We start from the raw sequence: 14,854 nt of genomic DNA, 5'->3' as shown, positions 1-14,854 counted from the left end.
CCAGCCGTTAGGCCACTAGAAGGTGACGCCAGCGACCAGGATCAGGTTGGTGTAGGGCTGGCACTCTCCAGTACGGATCTGCACCCGGGCTCCCTGACACAGCGCCTTCAGTTCCTCGTGGGAGACCCACTGGCGGCGGCCGAGGGCACCTGCGGCGGTCAGGCGTTCCAGCTCGGCCAGCGCCGGTGGCTGAGCGGTGAGGGTTTCCTCGGCGAGCAGGTGGCTTTCCACCTGCATCTCGCTGAGCAGCGCCTGCAGCACACTGAGAAAATCGGGGATCCCGTGGGTGACGGCCAGGTCGACCAGGGGCGTGCCGGGTGGCACCGGCATGCCGGCGTCGCCGATGACCACTCGATCACCGTGGCCGAGACTGGCGACGGCTTGTGACAGGGCGATGTTGAGCAGGGCGGTCTTCTTCACCGGGCGAGCTCCTGGCGTGTGGGAATGGACGGCTGGGCGCCCGGGCGAGTGACGGCGATGGCGGCGGCCCGCTGACCGAGGGCGATGGCCTCCGTGACGCTCAGCCCCTCCGCCAGGCCGGCTGCGAAACCCCCGAGGAAGGTGTCGCCGGCGGCGGTGGTGTCCACCGCCTGCACCGGGGTGGCCGGATGGTGCCGGCAACCTTCGGCGGTGACCTGCAGCAAGCCCTGGCTACCCAGGGTCAGCAGCACCTGACGGGCGCCGGCCGCGATCAACTGGCGCGCCGCGGCCTCGGCTTGCTCGCGATTGTCCACCGGTAGTCCGGTGAGCAGGCTCGCTTCGCTTTCGTTGGGCACCAGGTAGTCGATATGGGCGTACCAGTCGGCGGGCAGGGGGCCGGTCGCGGGTGCCGGGTTGAGGATCACCGTCTTGCCCAGCGCCCGGGCGCGCGCCAGGGCGCCACCGACGGTGGCGAGCGGCACTTCCAGCTGGGCGATGACGATCTTGGCCTTGGCCAGCAGGGCTTCCTGGGCCTGCAGGTGCGCGGCGGACAGCTCGCCGTTACCGCCCGCGACGATGACGATGGCGTTCTGGCCCTGGTCGTCGACCAGAATGGAGGCGATGCCGGTGGGTACGTCGTTCGCCACCGAGACGCCGCTGCAGTCGATGCCTTCCTGGACCAGGCTACGGGTGAGGAAGTCGCCATAGGGATCGGCACCGACACAGCCGATCATGGCGACCCGGGCGCCCAGGCGCGCGGCGGCTACCGCCTGGTTTGCGCCCTTGCCGCCCGGGGCCGTGGCGAAGGCATGGCCGGCGAGGGTCTCGCCGCCCTTGGGCAGGCGCGGGGCGCGTACCACCAGATCCATGTTGAGGCTACCGATGACGACGACGTCAGGGGGCATGGGAAGTCTCCAGAGCAGAAGGCGCCGCGGTGGATTCGCGCAGCACCAGCCGGGGTACGGCGATGTCGTGGGTGGAAGGGCTGCCGACCGCCTCGCGACGCGCCAGCAAGAGCTGGGCAGCCTGTTCGCCGAGGTCGCGGATCGACTGGCCGATGGTGGTCAGTGCCGGATAGAGGTAGCGGCTGAGTTCGATGTCGTCGAAGCCCACCACCGACAACTGGGCCGGTACCGGCAGGCCGCGTTCGGCCGCGGCACGCAGCACGCCCAGGGCGATGGTGTCGTTGCCGGCGAAGATTGCGGTCACGGCACCTGGCTGCGCCAGCAAGGCCCGGGCTTCGGCGTGGCCGGCAGCCGCGGTGAAGGCGCAGCGACGGATCATGCCCGGCGCGACACCAGCCTCGGCCAGCGCCTGCTGGTAACCGGCCACCCGCTCGCTGGCCACCGGCGAATCGGCTGGGCCGCCGAGGCAGGCGATACGACGATGCCCCAACTCCAGCAGGTGGCGGGTGGCGAGCAGGCCGCCCTGGTGGTGGTCGACGCGGATGTGCCCGGCCTGGACACCCTCCAGCGGACGGTCCACCAGCACCAGCGGGATGCGCAGCCCGGCCAGCGCCTTGGCGAAGCGCGGATCACCGTCTACCGTGGCGACCACCAGGCCGTCGATGCGCCGCTCGCGCAGGACCCGCAGGTAGCGCAGCTGCTTGTCGGCATCGTCATCGGAATTGCACAGGATCACGCTGTAGCCCTGACGTTCGCAATGGTCCTCGATGCCGCGGGCCAGCTCGGCGAAGTAGGGGTTCACCGCATTGGGCACCAGCACGCCGAAGGTGCCGGTGGCCTGGTTGCGCAAGGAGCGGGCGACGCCGCTGGGCACGTAGCCCAGCTCGGCGATGGCGGCCTCCACCTTCTCCCTTACCCCCGGACTGACCGGACGGGTGTTGTTCACCACGTGGGACACCGTGGTGTAGGAGATGCCGGCGCGGGCCGCGACGTCCTTGATCGTCGCCATCAGGCCGCTCTCTTGGCCCGTTGGCTGCGATAGGTGTCGAGGATCACGGCGACGACGATGACCGCGCCGGTGATGATGCGCTTGGTCGGTTCGCTGGCGCCGATCTGGGCCAGGCCCGCGGCCAGTACCGAGATGATCAGCACGCCGAAGAAGGTGCTGATGACCGAGCCGCGGCCGCCCATGAGGCTGGTCCCGCCGATCACCACGGCGGCGATCACCTGCAGCTCAAGGCCGACGCCGGCATTGGGATCGGCGGCTTCCAGGCGCGAGATCTGGAACAGCGCGGCCAGGCCCGCCAGCAGGCCCATGAGGGCGAAGACGATGACCTTGTAGGGCTTGGGATTGATCCCGGCCAGGCGTACCGCTTCCTCGTTGGTGCCGATGGCGATCAGGTAGCGGCCGAGCACCGAGCGGGTCAACAGCAGTTGCGCGACCACGATCACCAGCAGGGCGATGACGAAGGAGGGGGAGATGCCGAAGGCGAAGGGCGTCGACAGCCAGGCATAGGCATCGCCGATGTAGGCGGTGCGCGAGTCGGTCAACTGGTAGGCGGCGCCACGGGCCATCTCCAGCACGCCCAGGGAGACGATGAAGGAAGGGATGCGCCAGGCCACGGTCACGCTGCCGGTGAGGGTACCGGTCAGGGCGGCGGCGAGCATGCCCAGGGCGGCGGCCGGCAGGATGCCCCAACCCCACTCCAGGGTGGCGACGCTGACTACTGCAGCGGCCAGGGCCACCACCGAGCCGACCGAGAGGTCGATGCCGCCGATGATGAGGATGAAGGTCATCCCGGTGGCCAGCACCATGAGGTCGGGGATCTGGTTGGCCAGGGTGGTGAAGGTGGCGTAGGAGAGAAAATGGCTGCTCAGCACGGAAAACAGCACGATCATCGCCAGCAGCGCGGCGGCCAGGCCCACGTAGGTGCCCAGGCCCAGCCCGAAGGCACGTCGGGAGGAGGTGACGGGAAGACTGCTCATCGAATGGCTTCCTGAGAAAGGGGTTGCGGTGGGATAGGTTCTTCCAGCAGGGCTTCGCGGGAGCGATAGCCGGCGAAGGCGGCGGCCAGCAGCCGCTCCTGATCCCAGTCATGACGCTCGAAGGTGTCCACCAGGCGGCCGGCGGACAGCACGCCGATGCGATCGCAGATCAGCATCAGCTCGCGCAGGTCGCTGGACACCACCACCAGGGCCTTGCCCTGACGGGTCAACTCGGCCAGCAGGCCGTAGATCTCGAACTTGGCGCCGACGTCGATGCCGCGCGTGGGTTCGTCGAACAGCAGCACCTGGCAGTCGCGCTCCAGCCAGCGGCCAATGACCACCTTCTGTTGATTGCCGCCGGACAGCTCGCCCACGGCCTGGGTGCCGTCATTGCAGCGGATGCGCAGGCTCTTGATGTGACGCTGGGCCAGCTCGGCCTCGCGGCTGCCGCTGACCAGGCCCTGCTGCGCCACCTTGTCCATGTTGCCCAGGGCGAGGTTGGCGGCGATCGGCTGGCTGAGCAGCAGGCCTTCGCCCTTGCGATCCTCGGTGATGAGGGCGATGCCCTGGCGCACCACCTTGGCCGGCGAACCCAGGTCCACCGGCTGACCGGCCAGGCGTACCGTGCCGGAATCGGCCCGGTCGGCGCCGAAGATCAGCCGCAGCAGCTCGGTACGACCAGCGCCGATGAGGCCGGAGATACCGTAGATTTCCCCGGCCCGCACGCTGAAGGAGACGTCCTGGACCTTGTCGGCGCGATTGAGGCCCTGCACTTCCAGCAGGGGCGGGCCGAAGCGGCGCTCGCCCAGGTCCAGGTGCTCACCGAGATCGCGCCCCACCATGAGACTGACGATCTGGTCGGTGTCGTAGTGCGCCATGGGCGCATCGGCGACCAGACGGCCATCGCGCAGCACCACCAGTTGCTGGGCGATGCGCTTGAGTTCTTCCAGGCGATGGGAGATGTAGACCAGCGCCACGCCCCGGGCACGCAGGCGCTCGATCTGTTCGAACAGCAGTTCCACCTCGCGGGAGGTGAGCATGGCGGTGGGTTCGTCGAGGATCAGCACCCGGCAATCGCCGATCAGGTTGCGGGCGATTTCCACCATCTGCTGATGCCCCACGCCCAGTTCAGCGATGGGGGTATCCGGATCTATGGCCTCCAGGCCGACCTGGGCCATCGCCAGCCGCGCCTGTTCGCGTAGCTGGCGACGGTCGATCCAGCCCAGCCGCCGGGGCAGGCGGTCGAGAAAGAGATTTTCCGCCACGGTGAGGGTGGGCAGCAGGTTGAGTTCCTGCATGACCATCCGCACGCCCAGGGCCTCCGCCTCGCGGCGGCTGCCCGGGGCATAGGGTCGGCCGAGGAAGCTCAGCTTGCCGGTGGTGGGTTGCACCAAGCCACAGAGGATCTTGGACAGGGTACTCTTGCCGGCGCCGTTTTCCCCGGTGAGCGCCAGCACCTCGCCGGCGCGCAGCTCCAGGTCCACGCCGCCGAGTACCGGCTGTGCATAGGTCTTGCCGATGTCACGGGCGCTGAGGATCACCTCGGACGACATGGGAGGCTCTCCTCGGATCAGGGCTGGGTAACGAGTTCGACCGGGGTCTCGATCACCCCGTCCTTGGCACCGGTGGGCTCGCCCTTGACCAGCTTGAGCGCGGCCTCGATCCCGAACACCGCCTGCTTGGCGGCGAACTGGTCGGCGGTGGCGAGGACGCGACCGTCTTTCAGCATCGGGTGGATGGCCTTGATGTTGTCGTAGCCGACGATCTGCACCTGACCTTTCCTGCCCGCTGCGCGCACCGCGGAGACGGCGCCCAGCGCCATGCTGTCGTTACCGGCCAGGAGGGCCTTCAGGTCGGGGTATTCGTTGAGCATGGCCGCGGCGACGGCGTTGCCCTTGTCGATCTCCCAGTTGCCGGACTGCACGCCGACGATCTTCATGCCGGCCGCTTCCATGGCGTCCTTGAAGCCTGCGGTGCGCTGCTGGGCATTGGTGGTGGTGGAGACCCCCTCGATGATGCCGACCTGGTCACCCTGCTTGAGCTGCTTGGCCAGGTACTCGCCCACCAGGCGTGCGCCCTTGCGGTTGTCGGGGCCGACGAAGGGGATGTCCAGGGACTTGGATTTCAATACCTCGGGGTCCAGGCGGTTGTCGATGTTGACCACCTTGATGCCGGCGTCGCTGGCCTTCTTCAGCACCGGGACCAGCGCCTTGGAGTCGGCCGGAGCGATGACCAGGGCATCGACCTTGGAGACGATCATCTGCTCGACGATGCGGATCTGGCTGGAGGTGTCGGTCTCGTCCTTGATCCCGTTGGAGATCAGGTCGAAGTCGGCGGCATGCTCTTTCTGGTAGGTCTTGGCGCCGTCTTCCATGGTCAGGAAGAATTCGTTGGCCAGGGACTTCATGACCAGCGCGACCTTGGGCTTCTCGGCGGCCGTGGCATGGCTGGCGGTGAGCGGCAGGATCAGCGAAGCGGAGGTTAGGGCAATGGCCGCCAGCAGGCGGGCAGGGCGAAAGGCCAGCATAGGGGGATCTCCGAATTCTTATGGTTGTTGTGGTCGCGCAAACGTTTGCGTCAGCCAAAGAATGGTGCGAGAGGGGGTAGCTGTCAATCGGAGCCACTACATGAATCGATTCAGCGTGCGGGACGGTTGGTTGGCCCTGGTCAGCCACGGACCGCTATACTGCGCCCCTTGTTTTCTGCCAGGCGCCCGCCGCCGACGAGTCTTTGCCATGTCCTTCTCCGAATCCGCCCTTAAATCCCTCATTCGCGCCGTGCCCGATTTTCCCAAGGCCGGGGTGATCTTTCGGGACATCACGCCGCTGTTCCAGTCGCCCGAGGGTCTGCGGGCCGTCATGGAGGCGCTGCTGGAACGTTACCGTGGCGCCTCCTTCACCCATGTCGGGGCGCTGGATGCACGGGGCTTCCTCATCGGTCCGATCCTGGCCTACGAACTGGGCAAGCCCCTGGTGCTGTTCCGCAAGCAGGGCAAGCTGCCGGCCGAACTGCTGACCGAGGTCTACAGCACCGAGTACGGCGATTCGGTGATCGAGGTGCACAAGGACAGCGTCGGCGCCGGCGATTCGGTGCTGCTGGTCGATGACCTCATCGCCACCGGCGGCACCCTGGTGGCCGCCGGCAACCTGATCAAGCGCCTGGGTGCCCGCGTCCACGAAGCTGCGGCCATCGTCGACCTGCCGGAGCTGGGCGGCTCCAAGCGCCTGGAAGCGGCCGGCATTCCGACTTTCGCGCTGACGAGCTTTGCGTTGTCCGAGTATTGAGTTGCGGTTGATCGCGGCCATCGCGGTCCGCCTGCTGTGCTTTGCTCTCATCCATCGCGGCCATGGGCCGCTCCTACAGGTGCATCGAACATCGGTAGGCGCGGCCCATGGCCGCGATTGCGTTTAGCCCGTAGCGTGGAAAACCGCGTAGCGTTTTCCACTTGATGCCAATGCCCGTTCGTGGACAAGGCTGCGCCCTTGTCCACTCTACGACTCTGGGAGCTGCAAGCGGCCAGAGGCGGCGGGTATTGGTACCTTAGTGCTGTAGGAGCGGCCATGGCCGCGATAACGGCGTCGTCCTCGAACTCAACTTCCCGCTATCGAACCCCTCGGCGCCAAGGGATAAAGATCCACCTCATCCGCCAGCTTGGGTAACTCGTCGAGGAAGGCGAGGGTATGCGGCTGATTGAAGTGGTCATCCTGAGCCGCGACCGACGCCCAGTGCGCCTGGATCACCCAGAGATCGCCGTCTTCACTGCCCTGAAACACCCGGTAGTCCAGGCAGCCGACATCCTTCACGGCCAGTGCGGCCAGATCCAGCAGGTGGGCACCCAGCGCGAGGGATCGTTCGGGCTGGGCTCTGAGCAGGGTGAGGCTGTGGACATCCGACATGGGCGGGGCTCCTGGAAGGTCGAGGGTTCGACCCTCCAGGGCAACGGACGTCGCGGTCGGCTCAGCGATTGATCAGGCTGAGGAATTCGGCGCGGGTGGCGTCGCTGGCGCGGAACTGGCCGAGCATCACCGAGGTGACCATGGAGGAATTCTGCTTCTCCACGCCGCGCATCATCATGCACATGTGCTGCGCCTCGATGACCACCGCGACGCCGGCTGCGCCGGTGACCTTCTCGATCGCCTCGGCGATCTGCCGTGTCATGTTCTCCTGGATCTGCAGACGGCGAGCGAACATGTCGACGATGCGCGCCACCTTGGACAGCCCCAGCACCTTGCCGCTGGGCATGTAGGCGACGTGCGCCTTGCCGATGAAGGGCAGCATATGGTGCTCGCAGAGGGAGTACAGCTCGATGTTCTTGACCAGCACCATCTCGCTGTTATCGGACGTGAAGAGCGCATCGCCCACCACTTCCTCCAGCGTCTGGCTGTAGCCGCGGCAGAGATACTGCATGGCCTTGGCGGCCCGCTTGGGCGTGTCCACCAGCCCCTCCCGGCCGATGTCTTCGCCGAGTCCGGTCAAAATGGAGGAGTAGTGCTGTTCGAGAGACATTTGGGTTCCTGTTTGTCGATGAGGAAGAGAGCGCTCGGATGAGACGTCACCCGAGTCACAGGATCACTCGTCGCGACCTTCGAGCATGGTGCGCTTGAGCAAGACATAAAGCGAGCCGGTTCCGCCGTGGCGCGGGAGGCAGGAGGTGAAGCCCAGCACCTGGGCGTGCTGGCGCAGCCAGGTGTTGACGTGACTCTTGATCAGCGGCCGGCGCCCGTCCAGGCGCGCCGCCTTGCCATGGGTGATCCGCACGCAGCGGATTTCCAGGCGGGTCGCCTCGGCGATGAAGTCCCAGAGGGTCTGCCGGGCCTTTTCCACGGTCATGCCGTGCAGGTCCAGGCTGCCTTCGAAAGGAATCTGGCCGGCCTTGAGGCGCCGCAGCTGGGTGTCCTGCACGCCGTCGCGGCCCCAGTAGAGTTCGTCCTCGGCGCCTACGTCGATGACGAAGGCATCGCTCAGGCCGTCGACGCGGATGCTGGCCGTGGTCTTGGTCGCATCGGCGCGGCGCTGGGCGATCTGGCCGTGGTCGGCCCGTGGCTTGCCGGTGTCGGCACGATCCTGCTTGAGCGGACGGATCCCGCGGGTGAAGTCAGCGAAAGAGGCGTCGTCATCGTGCATGGGGTTCTCCGGTACAGGGCATCATTCTACCGGCGGCTCAGGCCTCGTGCAGCAATCGGCTGACCGCCGCCAGGGCGGCGTCCTGTCGCGCGCCCCAGTCGCCGGCGATCTCCAATACCGGTTGATCGTGATCCCCTAGCCAGTCCCGACAGCAGTCGAAGAAAGCCAGCCGCGCGTCCAATTCCGGCTGGCAGCGCTGACCGTCGTCCTGCCAGGCGACCCCTCGAGGATCGAGCAGCAGGTGCAGGTCGTAGCGGCGCGCCAGCAGGGCGGGCTCCAGCCAGGCCGGTGCGGTGCCGAACAGCAGGCGACTCCACAGCAGGTTGCTCAGCAGATGGGTGTCCAGCAGCAGGAGTGCCGGGGCGACGCCGCGGGCTGCATCTTCACGGCGCAGTTGCTCGCGCGCGATGACTTCCACGTCGGCCAGGGTGGTGTCGGTACCATGCAGTGCGCAGTACTCACGCACGTACTCGTCCACTCGCAGACCGCCGAATTTTTCGCTCAGGCGCTGCGCGAGCCAGGATTTGCCGCTCGACTCGGGGCCGGTCAGCACCACGACCTTCATCGTGTGGTCGCCAGGGCGCGGCGCCAGTCGAGCCAGCCGTAGGCCGCGAGGCCGACGAAGACGGCGTAGAGCACCGCGGTGGGGTAGAGGCCCTTGTAATAGAAGAGGCCCACATAGATGACGTCCAGCACGAACCACAGCACCCAGCACTGCAGGCGCTTCTGCGCCATCCAGAACTGGGCGACCAGGCTGAAGCCCGTAAGCGCCGCATCCAGCCAAGGCAGGGCGGCGTCGGTGTGGGTGCCCATGAGGTAGCCGAGCGCCAGACTGCCGCCCGCACCTACCGCGAGGCCCGCCAGGATCGATGGGGTGACGAGGGAGGTGACTTCACGTCCCTGGTGGTGCTGGCCGCCCCGCAGCCACTGCCACCAGCCATAGAGCTGCAGCGCGGCGTAGACGACCTGCAGCAGCATGTCGGAGTAGAGCTTCACGTCGTAGAAGATCCAGACATAGAGCAACACCATCACCAGACCGATCGGCCAGCCCCAGATGTTCTGGCGCACCGTGAACCACACGGCGATGACCCCCAGCACGGCGGCTACCAACTCCACGGCGGACATGCCCAGCAGGGCGGTGAGGGACTCCAGAAACGACATGCTTCACATCCGCAACGATTCGATGGGTCATTGTACGGCACCTAATGGCCGTTCATCGGTCTCTTCAACCGGTCTCGCTCTGGTAAGGTGCCGGGCGACCACCACAGCTTGAGCTGTCCTGGGTACCGCGAAGGGCCAAGCCCTGCGGAGCGTCACGGTTCGAACCCCGTTGCCGCCGGGGCTGCACCCCGGCTACCTGCAAATGTTTCACTTGGATGGAGTAATACCATGGACCTATGGAGTGCCTTGCAGGCGCTGATTCTGGGGATCGTCGAGGGCATCACGGAATTCCTGCCCATTTCCAGTACCGGCCACCAGATCGTCGTCGCCGATCTCATCGGTTTCGGCGGGGAAAGGGCCATCGCCTTCAACATCATCATCCAGCTGGCGGCCATCCTGGCCGTGGTCTGGGAATACCGCTTCAAGGTCCTCGAGATCGTCACCGATCTGCCGCGCAAGTCCTATGCGCAGCGGTTCACCGGCAACCTGATCATCGCCTTTCTGCCGGCCGCCGTGCTGGGCGTGATCCTCGGCGACCTGATCCACGAGTACCTGTTCAACCCGATCACCGTGGCCTTCGCCCTGGTGATCGGTGGTGTGATCATGATCTGGGCGGAGAAGCGTACCCATCGAATTCGCGTGGAAGAGGTGGACGACATGCGCTGGCATGACGCCCTCAAGGTCGGCTGCGCCCAATGCCTGGCGATGATCCCGGGCACCTCGCGTTCCGGCTCCACCATCATCGGCGGCCTACTGTTCGGCCTGTCGCGCAAGGCGGCGACCGAATTCTCCTTCTTCCTGGCCATGCCGACCATGGTCGGGGCGACCGTCTACTCGGTGTACAAGTACCGTCACCTGTTCACCGCCAGCGACGTGCTGGTGTTCGGGGTCGGCTTCGTCACCTCCTTCATCTTCGCCATGCTGGCGGTCAAGGCACTGCTGAAGTTCATCGGCAATCACAGCTACGAGGTGTTTGGCTGGTATCGCATCGTCTTCGGGCTGCTGATCCTGGCCACCTGGCAATTCGGCTGGATCGACTGGCACGCGGCCAAGGCGGCCGGGTGAAACCGGAGAAGGAACAGCAGAGCCGGCGCAAGCCGGCTCGTGCGTCCACGCAGTCCGCTCCGCCGAAGACCGCCAAGCGGGCGCCCGCGCTGACCCCCTATCAGCAGCGAGCGGCCATCGCCCGGCAGGACATGCTGCTCCTGCTGCAGATCGGCATCTTCGTCCTGCCCCTGGTCGGCCTGCTGTCCCTGGCCTTCGGTCGCGGCCTGCTCTGGCCCCTGGCCCTCTACGTCCTGGCGAGCTTGGTCACCTTCCTGCTCTATCGGCACGACAAGCAACGCGCCCGCGACAGGGGCTGGCGCGTGCCCGAGCGCGTCCTGCACCTGGGCGAACTCCTGGGTGGCTGGCCGGGTGCGCTGATCGCCCAGCAGCGTTTCCGCCACAAGACGGTCAAGCTGAGCTTTCGCCTTGTGTTCTTCGCCATCGTCGCCGTGCACCAGCTGTTATGGCTGGACGTACTCTGCGGCGGCTTCCTCGCCCGTCATCTGGGGTTCTGAGGCACCCTACGGGGCGAAGACAACGGTCTTGCGCTAGGCTTGGCGGGTCGTCATCAGGGCGAACGCCGCTCGCTGCCCAGGAGAAACCCGTTGCGCACCCCTTCGTCGATCTGTTCCGCGTTGCTGCTGTCGTTGATCCTCGCCGCCTGTGCGTCGCACCCGGAGACGACCCTGCCCAAGGCCCCGGAAGCCGGTTCCGGCTATCGGTCGGGGCTGGTGGCAAGCCAGGCTCGGCAGCAGATGGCGGCGGCGGCCAATCCACTGGCGGCCGAGGCCGGCCGCGAGATACTGCGCCAGGGTGGTAGCGCCATCGATGCCGCCATCGCCATGCAGGCGGTCCTGACCCTGGTCGAGCCGCAGTCCTCGGGCATCGGCGGCGGCGCCTTCCTGCTCTATTGGGATGGTCGCCAGGTCCAGGCCTACGACGGCCGCGAGACCGCCCCCGCGGGGGCCACGGAGGGGCTTTTCCTGCGACCGGACGGGACGCCCATGGCCTTCGAGGAGGCGCGCATCGGTGGCCGCTCGGTTGGGGTGCCGGGGGTGCTGCGTGCCCTGGAGCTGGCGCACCGCGACCATGGACGCCTGGCCTGGCAGAGCCTGTTCGCCCCGGCCATCCGCCTGGCACGTGAGGGCTTTCCGCTCTCACCGCGGCTGCATAATCAGCTCCGCCACGATCCCTTCCTTAAGGGTTCGCCCGCCATGGCGGCGCTCTACCTCGATCCGCGCGGAAAGGTGAAGCCGGTTGGCACCCTGCTACGCAATCCCGAGCTGGCGGACACCCTGGCAGTGATCGCCAAGGAGGGGGCCAGCGCCCTCTATCGCGGCGACATCGCCGAGGCGATCGCGAAGGCGGTCCAGCAGAGTCCCAATCCGGGTAGCCTGACGCTGCAGGACCTCGCCGGCTATCGCGCCAAGGCCCGTACGCCGCTCTGCACCGACTACAGACGTTGGCGCATCTGCGGCATGCCGCCGCCCGCCGGTGGCCTCACCGTGGCCCAGACCCTGGGCATCCTCCAGGCCCTGGAAGCCCGTGATCCCGCTTGGGCCCTGGCCCCCCTGCGACCGGTGCCGACGCCGTTGCCGGCCGGTCAGGAGCCGCGCCCGGAAGCGGTGCACCTGATCGCCGAGGCCGAGCGCCTGGCCTATGCCGACCGTGCTCAGTACGTGGCGGACCCCGACCGCGTACCGGTCAACGTCAGCGGCCTGCTGGATGGCGGCTACCTGGCCAGTCGCGCACAACTGATCGGCGAGCGCAGCATCGGCAAGGCCGCACCCGGCACGCCGCCCGGTCCGACGCTGGCCTGGGCGCCGGACCGCTCGCCATTGCGCCTCTCCACCTCCCAGGTGGTGGCGGCCGATGCCTGGGGTGGGGCGCTGTCCATGACCACCACGGTGGAGAGCTACTTCGGTTCCCATCTGATGGTGAAGGGCTTCATGCTCAACAACCAACTGACGGACTTCTCCTTCGTGCCGCGGGAGAATGGCCTGCCGGTGGCCAATCGGGTGGAACCGGGCAAGCGTCCCCGCTCGACGATGTCGCCCACCCTGGTGTTCGACCGGGACAGTGGCGCTCTGGTAGCGGCCCTGGGGTCGCCCGGCGGTTCGCAGATCGCCGGCTACGTGGTCAAGACCCTGGTCGGCCTGCTGGACTGGCAACTGGATGCGCAGGCGGCGGCGGGCTTGCCGAATTTCGGCAGTCGCAACGGCCCCACGGAACTGGAGCGTGGGCAGACCACGCCAGGCTTGCGCAAGGCCCTGGAGCAGCGGGGGCATGAGGTGCGCGAAGACGAGATGACCAGTGGCATCCAGGTCATTCGCCGGCTTGGCTCAGGTTGGCAGGGCGGCGCCGATCCGCGGCGGGAAGGGGCGGCATTGGGGGATTAGGCGGAGGGCTGTTGGCAGCGTGTCCTTCACTCCAGCCCTTTCCCACGAGGGATAGGCCTGGAGTGAGGACGTCAGGAGCGGGGAGGGTCCGCTTGCGGACCCTCCAGGCGGATCAGGCCGGCTGGTCGAGTTGCAGCACGCGGGTGGTGCGTGCGCGCACCTCGCGCAGCAGCTCGGGTTCTTCCGCCAGCTTGTGGCCGAAGGCCGGGAACATCTTGCGCAGCTTGGCCTGCCAGTCTTCGCTCTGGAAGCGGCTCGGGAAGCAGCGCTCGACCAGGGTCAGCATGATGGATACCGAGGTGGAGGCGCCGGGGGAGGCGCCCAGCAGGGCGGCGATGGTGCCGTCACCCGAGGCGACGATCTCGGTGCCGAACTGCAGGATGCCGCCTTTCTGCGGGTCTTTCTTGATGATCTGCACCCGCTGGCCGGCCACTTCCAGACGCCAGTCCTGCTTGCGCACGGCTGGGTAGAAGGCCCGCAGTTCCTCGACGCGCTGGTCGAAGGACTGCATGACCTGGCCGACCAGGTAGCGGGTCAGCGGCATGTTGTCCCGCGCCACGGCGAGCATGGGGCCGATGTTGCTCGGCTTGATCGACTTGGGCAGGTCGAGGAAGGAGCCACGCTTGAGGAACTTGGTGGTGAAGCCGGCGAAGGGGCCGAACAGCAGGGATTTCTTGCCGTCCACCACGCGGGTGTCCAGGTGCGGCACCGACATCGGCGGCGAGTTGACGCCGGCCAGGCCATAGACCTTGGCCTGGTGGCGTTCGACGATGTGCGGATCGTCGCAGCGCAGCCACTGGCCGCTGACCGGGAAGCCGCCGTAGCCGGCGCCCTCGGGGATGCCGGACTTCTGCAGCAGTGGCAGCGCCGCGCCACCGGCACCGAGGAAGACGAACTTGGCGATGACCGTACGGGTGGCCCCGGAGCGGCTGTCCTCGATGGTCAGGCGCCAGCGCTGGTCGGCCTCGCGCGTGAGATCCACCACCTTCTGGTTGTAGCGGACCTGGGTGCCCGGACGGGTCTGCAGGTGACCCAGCAGGCTCATGGTCAGGGCACCGAAGTTGACGTCGGTGCCGCCGGCCACGTGGGTGGCCGCCACGGCTTCGGTCGCCGGGCGACCTTCCATCACCAGGGGCATCCACTCGCGCAGCCTGGCATGGTCCTCGGAGTACTCCATGCCGTCGAAGCAGGCATGGTCCTTGAGCGCTTCATAGCGCTTGCGCAGGAAGGCCATGTCCTTGGCGCCGTGGACGAAGGACATGTGCGGCACGGGGCTGATGAAGGCACGGGGCGAGCCGAAGTGGCCTTCCTCGACCAGGTAGGACCAGAACTGCTTGGAGGCCTCGAACATGCCATTGATGCTGAGTGCCTTGGTGATGTCGATGCTGCCGTCGGCCTTCTCGGGCGTGTAGTTCAGCTCGCAGAGCGCCGCATGGCCGGTTCCGGCGTTGTTCCAGGGGTTGGAACTCTCCGCTGCGCCGACGTCGAGCAGTTCGAGCACTTCGACGGTACTCGCGGGCTCCAGCTCCTTGAGCATGACCGCCAGGGTCGCGCTCATGATTCCCGCGCCGACGAAAACGAAATCCGACTCTTCGTTACCACTGTGCATTCATCGTACTCCTGAGACCGTGTCTCGCATTACACCTGAGGGAGACCAGGCGTCGGCGCCTGGCCTCGAATGGGGCGACCCGCGCCGGCCGACAAGGGCCAGACAGGGGTAGGCAACCGGTAGGGCGCAGCAGTCAGATGCGACAGCGGCCGTCCGGCAATGTTCTGATTGAGTAGGGTGGAGCGGCTTGCCTTGGCGTTCCG

General features: G+C 67.0%; 16 protein-coding genes. 4 read left to right on the top strand and 12 right to left on the bottom strand.

Annotated features, from left to right (window positions below):
• Positions 1-15 precede the first annotated feature (15 nt).
• From rbsD to AR540_RS12895, 6 genes are read right to left on the bottom strand one after another with little or no spacing between them, the layout of a single operon-like run.
• On the bottom strand, positions 16-420 hold the full coding sequence (gene rbsD, locus AR540_RS12920) for a D-ribose pyranase (RefSeq protein ID WP_059229516.1): 405 nt from the start codon (positions 418-420) through the stop codon (positions 16-18).
• Positions 417-1,325, bottom strand: coding sequence for a ribokinase (rbsK, locus tag AR540_RS12915; RefSeq protein ID WP_059229514.1), 909 nt, complete (start codon positions 1,323-1,325; stop codon positions 417-419). Before rbsK ends, rbsD begins: the two co-directional genes overlap by 4 nt.
• Positions 1,315-2,334, bottom strand: coding sequence for a LacI family DNA-binding transcriptional regulator (locus tag AR540_RS12910; protein WP_059229512.1), 1,020 nt, complete (start codon positions 2,332-2,334; stop codon positions 1,315-1,317). Before AR540_RS12910 ends, rbsK begins: the two co-directional genes overlap by 11 nt.
• The gene (locus AR540_RS12905; RefSeq protein WP_059229510.1) at positions 2,334-3,311 is read right to left on the bottom strand and encodes an ABC transporter permease; all 978 of its coding nucleotides are present in this window, start codon (positions 3,309-3,311) and stop codon (positions 2,334-2,336) included. The genes AR540_RS12910 and AR540_RS12905 overlap by 1 nt, the downstream gene beginning before the upstream one ends.
• Positions 3,308-4,864, bottom strand: a complete 1,557-nt coding sequence (locus tag AR540_RS12900) for a sugar ABC transporter ATP-binding protein (RefSeq protein WP_059229509.1) — start codon at positions 4,862-4,864, stop codon at positions 3,308-3,310. Before AR540_RS12900 ends, AR540_RS12905 begins: the two co-directional genes overlap by 4 nt.
• 17 nt (positions 4,865-4,881) lie before the next feature.
• Positions 4,882-5,838 (bottom strand): sugar ABC transporter substrate-binding protein, encoded by a 957-nt coding sequence (locus AR540_RS12895; RefSeq protein WP_059229507.1) that lies wholly within the window; start codon positions 5,836-5,838, stop codon positions 4,882-4,884.
• Positions 5,839-6,046: 208 nt separating this feature from the next.
• Between AR540_RS12895 and AR540_RS12890 the strand changes: the two genes are divergently transcribed.
• Positions 6,047-6,595: an adenine phosphoribosyltransferase gene (locus tag AR540_RS12890; RefSeq protein WP_059229505.1), complete on the top strand. Its 549-nt coding sequence runs from the start codon at positions 6,047-6,049 to the stop codon at positions 6,593-6,595.
• A 306-nt stretch (positions 6,596-6,901) separates the two neighbouring features.
• Here AR540_RS12890 and AR540_RS12885 read toward each other — a convergent pair whose 3' ends face one another.
• The 5 genes from AR540_RS12885 to pnuC form a co-directional block, all read right to left on the bottom strand.
• Positions 6,902-7,207 (bottom strand): putative quinol monooxygenase, encoded by a 306-nt coding sequence (locus tag AR540_RS12885; RefSeq protein ID WP_059229503.1) that lies wholly within the window; start codon positions 7,205-7,207, stop codon positions 6,902-6,904.
• Between the two features lie 61 nt (positions 7,208-7,268).
• Positions 7,269-7,817, bottom strand: a complete 549-nt coding sequence (gene folE / locus AR540_RS12880) for a GTP cyclohydrolase I FolE (RefSeq protein ID WP_059229501.1) — start codon at positions 7,815-7,817, stop codon at positions 7,269-7,271.
• Positions 7,818-7,880: 63 nt separating this feature from the next.
• Positions 7,881-8,435, bottom strand: coding sequence for a Smr/MutS family protein (locus AR540_RS12875; protein ID WP_059229499.1), 555 nt, complete (start codon positions 8,433-8,435; stop codon positions 7,881-7,883).
• Positions 8,436-8,472: 37 nt separating this feature from the next.
• On the bottom strand, positions 8,473-9,000 hold the full coding sequence (locus tag AR540_RS12870) for an AAA family ATPase (RefSeq protein ID WP_059229497.1): 528 nt from the start codon (positions 8,998-9,000) through the stop codon (positions 8,473-8,475).
• Positions 8,997-9,560 carry a nicotinamide riboside transporter PnuC gene (pnuC, locus tag AR540_RS12865; protein ID WP_059229754.1) on the bottom strand — a complete coding sequence of 188 codons (564 nt, stop codon included), beginning with the start codon at positions 9,558-9,560 and terminating at the stop codon, positions 8,997-8,999. Before pnuC ends, AR540_RS12870 begins: the two co-directional genes overlap by 4 nt.
• Positions 9,561-9,824: 264 nt before the next feature.
• On the opposite strand from pnuC, the gene AR540_RS12860 reads away from it, so the two are divergent.
• The 3 genes from AR540_RS12860 to AR540_RS12850 all read left to right on the top strand — a co-directional run bounded on the left by AR540_RS12860 (position 9,825) and on the right by AR540_RS12850 (position 13,042).
• On the top strand, positions 9,825-10,661 hold the full coding sequence (locus AR540_RS12860) for an undecaprenyl-diphosphate phosphatase (RefSeq protein WP_059229495.1): 837 nt from the start codon (positions 9,825-9,827) through the stop codon (positions 10,659-10,661).
• Positions 10,658-11,158, top strand: a complete 501-nt coding sequence (locus AR540_RS12855) for a DUF1294 domain-containing protein (RefSeq protein WP_065242534.1) — start codon at positions 10,658-10,660, stop codon at positions 11,156-11,158. Before AR540_RS12860 ends, AR540_RS12855 begins: the two co-directional genes overlap by 4 nt.
• Positions 11,159-11,248: 90 nt before the next feature.
• Entirely contained in the window at positions 11,249-13,042 is a 1,794-nt protein-coding gene (locus AR540_RS12850; protein ID WP_082706995.1) for a gamma-glutamyltransferase family protein, read from the top strand.
• Between the two features lie 112 nt (positions 13,043-13,154).
• On the opposite strand, the gene mqo is transcribed toward AR540_RS12850, so the two are convergent.
• A complete protein-coding gene (gene mqo / locus AR540_RS12845; RefSeq protein ID WP_059229493.1) occupies positions 13,155-14,651 on the bottom strand; it encodes a malate dehydrogenase (quinone) in 1,497 nt (498 codons plus the stop codon).
• Between the last annotated feature and the right edge of the window lie 203 nt (positions 14,652-14,854).

This window comes from Pseudomonas sp. EpS/L25 (assembly GCF_001512295.1).
Classification (GTDB): domain Bacteria; phylum Pseudomonadota; class Gammaproteobacteria; order Pseudomonadales; family Pseudomonadaceae; genus Chryseomonas.
The sequence above is the reverse complement of the archived record's forward strand: the minus strand, read 5'-3'. Positions and strand labels throughout refer to the sequence as shown.